The 6,271-nt window shown below is 65.3% G+C and carries 5 protein-coding genes; 2 read left to right on the forward strand and 3 right to left on the reverse strand.

Annotated features, from left to right (window positions below; translation table 11 throughout):
• Window positions 1–18 precede the first annotated feature (18 nt).
• Complete coding sequence (locus ACK1U9_RS07400) at window positions 19–1,158, forward strand: MFS transporter (RefSeq protein WP_153670618.1); 1,140 nt, start codon at window positions 19–21, stop codon at window positions 1,156–1,158.
• Between the two features lie 131 nt (window positions 1,159–1,289).
• On the opposite strand, the gene ACK1U9_RS07405 is transcribed toward ACK1U9_RS07400, so the two are convergent.
• Together ACK1U9_RS07405 and ACK1U9_RS07410 are read right to left on the reverse strand one after the other, a co-directional pair.
• Window positions 1,290–2,846: a phospholipase D family protein gene (locus ACK1U9_RS07405; RefSeq protein WP_153670619.1), complete on the reverse strand. Its 1,557-nt coding sequence runs from the start codon at window positions 2,844–2,846 to the stop codon at window positions 1,290–1,292.
• 60 nt (window positions 2,847–2,906) lie between these two features.
• The gene (locus ACK1U9_RS07410) at window positions 2,907–4,337 is read right to left on the reverse strand and encodes an aminotransferase-like domain-containing protein (protein WP_449109798.1); all 1,431 of its coding nucleotides are present in this window, start codon (window positions 4,335–4,337) and stop codon (window positions 2,907–2,909) included.
• A 178-nt stretch (window positions 4,338–4,515) separates the two neighbouring features.
• Between ACK1U9_RS07410 and ACK1U9_RS07415 the strand changes: the two genes are divergently transcribed.
• Window positions 4,516–4,746, forward strand: coding sequence for a DUF1127 domain-containing protein (locus tag ACK1U9_RS07415; protein ID WP_039612328.1), 231 nt, complete (start codon window positions 4,516–4,518; stop codon window positions 4,744–4,746).
• Between the two features lie 144 nt (window positions 4,747–4,890).
• Here the strand turns inward: ACK1U9_RS07415 and ACK1U9_RS07420 are convergent, their stop codons facing one another.
• Window positions 4,891–6,183, reverse strand: a complete 1,293-nt coding sequence (locus tag ACK1U9_RS07420; RefSeq protein ID WP_196187858.1) for an NAD(P)/FAD-dependent oxidoreductase — start codon at window positions 6,181–6,183, stop codon at window positions 4,891–4,893.
• Between the last annotated feature and the right edge of the window lie 88 nt (window positions 6,184–6,271).

Raw genomic sequence — 6,271 nt, forward strand, 5'->3', positions numbered from 1 at the left:
TCTGCCTGGGAGGCTGCAATGCGTTGGGGTACCTACTTCGCCGTACTGGCATCGGTGCTAAGCGTCGGGCTGGCACTCGGCGTGAGCATGCCGCTGGTATCCCTGCGCCTGGAAGCCTGGGGCTACGGCAGCTTCGCCATCGGCGTGATGGCCGCGATGCCGGCGCTGGGTGTACTGCTGGGTGCCAGCCTGGCCAGTCGCCTGGCCGGCTGGGTCGGCGTGCCCCCGGCCATGCGCCTGTGCCTGTGGGGCGGGGCGCTGTCGATCGGCCTGGTCGCACTGCTGCCTAGCTACCCGCTGTGGCTGCTGTTGCGCCTGCTGATCGGCATGTCGCTGACTGTGGTGTTCATCCTCGGCGAAAGCTGGATCAACCAACTGGTGGTCGAGCAATGGCGTGGCCGCCTGGTGGCGCTGTATGGCAGCAGCTACGCCCTCAGCCAGTTGGCCGGGCCGCTGGTGCTGGGCTTTCTCGGCTCGGATGACGACTTCGGCTTCTGGGCCGCGACCGGCCTGCTGCTGGTCGCGCCGATGATTCTCCTTGGCCGTGGCGGTGCGCCCAGCACAGAGGCTTGCAGCGTCACCTTCGGCGACCTGTTCGCCTTCTGCCGGCGTTTGCCGGTGATCGCCTGGGCCATTGCCCTGTTTGCCTCGTTCGAGGCAATGATCCTGACCTTGTTGCCGGTGTATTGCCTGCAGCAGGGCTTCAGCACCGAAATCGCCCTGTTCATGGTCAGTACCGTGGTGGTGGGCGATGCGGTGCTGCAGCTGCCCATCGGCGCGCTGGCCGATCACATGTCGCGGCGTACCTTGTTCACCGGCTGTGCGGTGACCCTGCTGGTATCCAGCCTGGCGATTCCGCTGCTGCTGCATACACCGGCGATCTGGCCGTTGTGGGTACTGTTCGGCGCCAGTGCCGGGGGCTTGTTCACCTTGTCGCTGGTGCTGATTGGCGAGCGCTACCGCGATGATGAACTGGTGCGGGCCAATGCCCATGTGGCGCAGCTATGGGGTATTGGCTGCCTGCTCGGGCCGTTGTTGGCCGGGGCAGGCAGCCAGTGGATCAGCGGGCATGCGTTGCCGTTGCTCATGGCTGCGGGGGCTGCGGGGTTGGTGGTGTTGACCCGGCGGCGCGGGGCCTTCGAGCCTGCTTCTGCCTGAGGCATTTTTGGGGCCGCTTTGCGGCCCATCGCGACGCAAGGCCGCTCCCACATTTGATCGGCGTACGCTGCACCTTTGTGGGAGCGGCCTTGTGTCGCGAAAGGGGCGCAGAGCGCCCCCAGCAATCGCCGCTACAACATCTTCTCCAGGCCAACCGCCTTGCTGATCCAGGCATTGAACCGCCGCCACATCCCGCCCGGTTCGGATGTCAGCATGCGCCGCCTGCCATTTTCCTCTGTCACCCATACCATCTGGTTACCCACCAGCATCGGCTGGTAGCTCAAGGCCGGGGCCATGCCCTGTACCGCCAGCGCGCGGGTGTACTCGGCCAGCTCCGGACTGTCCACCAGCACCCCGACCTCGGTATTCCACAACACCGAACGCGGATCGAAGTTGAACGAGCCGATGAAGGTCTTGCGCCGGTCGAACACGATCGCCTTGCTGTGCAGGCTCGAGTCCGAGCTGCCGTGGAAGCTCAAGCTGTGCCGGGCGCTGGGGTCGCCGGGTTGGCGACGCAGCTCGTACAGTTGCACGCCATGCTCCAGCAGCGCCCGCCGATACGGCGCATAGCCGCCATGCACTGCCGGCACGTCGGTAGCCTCAAGCGAGTTGGTCAACAGCTTGACCGAGATGCCCGCGTCGGCGCTGTGGGTCAGGTACAGCAGGCCGGACTCGCCGGGTACGAAGTACGCAGATACCAGGATCAGTTCGTGTTGCACCTTGCTCAAGTCAGGGGCCAGTTGCTGAGTCAGCAGTAGTTGCGGGTCCGGTTCGTCATCGGCCAGCACTTTGCTTGGCGCATCCCACAGCGCCTGGGCATGGGCCCAGATCAGCTCGTTGCGCCACACATCCAGGCGTGGCTGCGACTGGTAGGCCATCAAGCGGTCATACAGGGCTTTGCGCTGGGTCCTGGCTTCGGCCAGCGAGACTTCCAGGCGGTGGCGGCTGGCGCGCAGGTCGCTGGCGTCCGGGTCGCGCCAGAGGAAGTCGGTAATCGGCCGGCTCAGGGCGCTGTTCCAGTATTGGTCGAAGCTGTGACCAAGCTGTTCGGCCACCGGGCCGACGCCCAGCAAGTCGATGTCGGTGAAGTTGAGGTTGGGTTCGGCATCGAAATACTCATCGCCCAGGTTGCGCCCGCCGACGATGGCCATGCTGTTGTCCACCAGGAACAGCTTGTTGTGCATGCGCCGATGCTGACGCGACAGGTTGAACAGGCGGCCAACCGCGCGCGTCACGCCGGTGCTGCGGCCCAGGTGCAGCGGGTTGAACACACGTATCTGAATGTTCGGGTGGGCATCGAGAGTGCCCATGATGACGTCCAGGCCGTCGCTGGTGGTGTCGTCGAGCAGAATGCGCACGCGCACGCCACGGTCGGCGGCGCGCAGCAGTTCATGCACCAGGGCGCGGGTGCTGAGGCCATCGTGGACGATGTAGTACTGCAGATCGATGCTCGCCTGGGCGTTGCGGATCAGTTCGGCGCGGGCGCGGAACGCCTCGTTGCTGTTGGGCAGCAGGCGAAAGCCCGAGCGGCCACCATAGGGCGCGGCCTGGCGCAGTACCGAGCGGCCGAAGGCCGAGTCTTTGGCGGGTAGCGCCTGGCTGGTTTCGCGGGGCGTGCCGACGCTGGCACAGCCGGCAAGGCCGAGCAGTAGCACCAGCAGCAGAGGCAGAGCTCGCTGGAGTCTCAAGGGTAGATCGTCCTGTGCAGCAAAGGCTTGATAGGTTGGACCGTGGCGGGCAGCGCAAAGTTACGCGCCGGCGGTTTCTTCATCCAGTAGACGAAGGGCGGTTTCACCCACCTTGCGCACGGCGGCTTCGATCTGCGGCGTCGGCCGCGCGGCGAAGTTCATGCGTAGGCAGTGGCGGAACTTGCCCGACGCCGAGAAGATGCTGCCCACGGCAACCTGCACGTCCTGCTCCAGTAAAGCCCGGTTCAGGCGCAGCGTATCGAAATGTTCAGGTAATTCCACCCATAGCATGAAGCCACCTTGCGGCCGGCTGACCCGGGTGCCCACCGGGAAGTAGCGAGTCACCCAGTCGCTCATCAGGTCGCGGCCACGCTGGTACTGGCTGCGCATGCGCCGCACGTGGGGTTGGTAGTGCCCGCCGGCGATGAAGTCGGCAATGGCCAACTGCGGCTGGCTGGCCGTGCTGCCGGTACTGATGTACTTCATGTGCAGCACCCGCTCCAGGTAACGACCGGGCGCGACCCAGCCTATTCGCAGGCCGGGGGCGAGGGTCTTGGAGAACGAACTGCAAAGCAGCACGCGGCCGTCGTCGTCAAACGACTTGAGAGTACGTGGGCGCGGGTAGGTGTAGGCCAGGTCGCCGTATACATCATCTTCGAGTATCGCCACGTCGTAGCGCTGGGCCAGGCTCAGCAGGGCCTTCTTGCGGGCCTCGGGCATGATGTAGCCGAGCGGGTTGTTGCAGCTGGGGGTGATCTGGATGAGCTTGATCGGCCACTGCTCCAGGGCCAGTTCCAGCGCCTCGAGGCTGATGCCGGTGACCGGGTCGGTTGGGATTTCCAGGGCTTTCATGCCCAGGCCCTTGAGGGTCTGCATGGCGCCGTGGAAGCTGGGGGAGTCGACAGCGACGATATCGCCCGGCTCGCATACCGCGCGGATGCTGCATGACAGCGCCTCATGGCAGCCGGTGGTTATCACCAGGTCGCCCGGGCCCAGGCGGCAGCCGGAGTCGAGCATCAGCCGGGCCACCTGTTCGCGCAGGGCCAGGTTGCCGTGGATGTTGTCGTAGTACAGGCCGGGCATGTCCTGCCGCCTGCTCAGCTGGGCGAGGCTGCGCAGCAGTGGCTTGAGGGTGGGGCTGTCGATGTCGGGCATACCGCGGCCTAGCTGGATCACTCCTTGGCGTGGGGTGCTGCGCACCAGTTCCAGCACCTGCTCCCATTGCGAGATGTCCACCGGGCGCTGGGCCGGGCGGCTGACGGCGGGCAGGGCCGGCAGGTGACGGTGGTCGTTGACGAAGTAGCCGGACTTGGGCCTGGGCGAGACCATGCCGCTGTCTTCCAGCATGCGGTAGGCCTGCTGCACGGTGCTCAGGCTGACCCCGTGCTCCACGCTCAGGGCGCGCACTGACGGCAGGCGCTGGCCGGGGCGGTAGAGGCCCTGTTCAATGCGCGCACCGAGCAGTTCGGCAAGGTTCAGATAAAGGGTCACGGCATACTCCTTCGCTGCAATAGCGTGGCGACCAGTACAGTTGCGCCGAAAATACAGCATTCAGTAGGCCTGCGGCCAATTCTGTATGGGAATAATAAGGCTGTATTGGATCTGTATTGCGGGTAATGCCGAAGCGCATGCTTTCTTCACGGTATCAACTGAACGAGAGGATGCGGTGATGGGTGGCATGAGCGATGTGCGCTTGCAACTGTTGGCCAAGGAACTGGAAGCCGGGCAGCAAGCAAAGGTGTTCAACGCGCCGGAAGGTTTGGGGCGTTGGGGGCTGATGCTGCATCGCTGGCACACCCGCAGGGCGCTGCTGCAGTTGACCGATGACGAGTTGCGCGATATCGGGCTGAGCTGGGAGCAGGCCCGGACCGAGGGGCGTAAGCCCTTCTGGAAAGATTGATGCGATCGTTGTGGGAGTGGCCTTGTGTCGCGAAAGGGCCGCACAGCGGCCCCAGGATATTTGCATCGCTGCATGAATTGCCGGGGCTGCTTCGCAGCCCTTTCGCGACGCAAGGCCGCTCCCACAAGGGGCAGTGCGCAGCTTTCAGATCAGCTCTTTCAGGCGATGCCACAGCATCCCCAGCGCCAGCAGCGGCGAGCGCAGGTGCTTGCCGCCGGGGAAGGTGATGTGCGGCACCTTGGCAAACAGGTCGAACCGCCCGCTTTCCTGGCCGCTGATGGCTTCGCCGAGCAGACGCGCAGCCAGGTGGGTGGCGTTGAGCCCATGGCCGGAGTATGCCTGGGCGTAATACACGTTCGGCTGGCTGGCCAGGCGGCCAACCTGCGGCAGGCGGTTGGCACCGATGCCGATCATGCCGCCCCACTGGTAGTCGATGCGCACGTCGGCCAGTTGCGGGAAAACCTTGAGCATCTTTGGCCGCATGTAGGCAGCGATGTCCTTCGGGTCGCGGCCTGAATAGTGGCAGGCACCGCCGAACAACAGGCGCTGGTCGGCGGACAGGCGGTAATAGTCCAGTGCCACGCGCTGGTCACACACCGCCATGTTCTGCGGCAGCAGTGAATGGGCACGCTCCTCGCCCAGCGGCTCGGTGGCGATGATGTAGCTGCCGGCTGGCAGCACTTTGCCGCCCAGTTCGCGGTTGAGGTCGTTGTGGTAGGCGTTGCAGCACAGCACCAGGGTCTTGGCACGTACCCGGCCCTGGGCGGTGTGCACCTGTAATTCCGGGCCGTAGTCGATGCGTGTGACCTCGGACTGCTCGAACAGCTTCACGCCCAGGCGGCTGGCCACGGCAGCCTCACCCAGAGCCAGGTTGAGCGGGTGCAGGTGCCCGGAGCCCATGTCGACCAGCCCGCCGACATAGCAGTCGGCGCCGACCACGCTGTGGATATCGTCCTTGCCGACCAGGCGCAGTTCATGTGCGTAGCCGAGGCCGCGCAGTTCTTCGGCATCCTCCGCAAAGCCCAGCAGTTCGGCGGGTTTGTTGGCCAGGTCGCAGTAACCCCAGGTGAGGTCGCAGGCGATGGCATGCCTTTCGACCCGCTCGCGGACGATCTGCACGGCTTCCAGGCCCATCAGTTTAAGGCTGCGCACGCCTTCCTCGCCGATGACCGGGAGGAACTGTTCCAAGCCGTGGCCGACGCCACGTATCAGTTGCCCACCATTGCGCCCGCTGGCGCCCCAACCGAGCTTGCGCGCCTCCAGCAGGATGACCGAGAAGCCGCGCTCGGCCAGTTCGATGGCGGTGTTCAGGCCCGAGTAACCGCCGCCTACGATGCACACGTCGGCGCTGTGCTCGCCTTGCAGGAAGGAGTGGTCGGGGTGTGGCGCGCTGCTGGCGGCGTAATAGGAGGCGGCATGCTGCGCGCTGTGGATCATTGGGCAGGTCCTGAGGCTGGTGGGCTGAGGGGGAGGAGGATAAGCCGGGGCTTTGGGGAGGGGCAACCGGCCTCATCGCCGGCAAGCC

Source organism: Pseudomonas sp. XP1 (assembly GCF_053557675.1).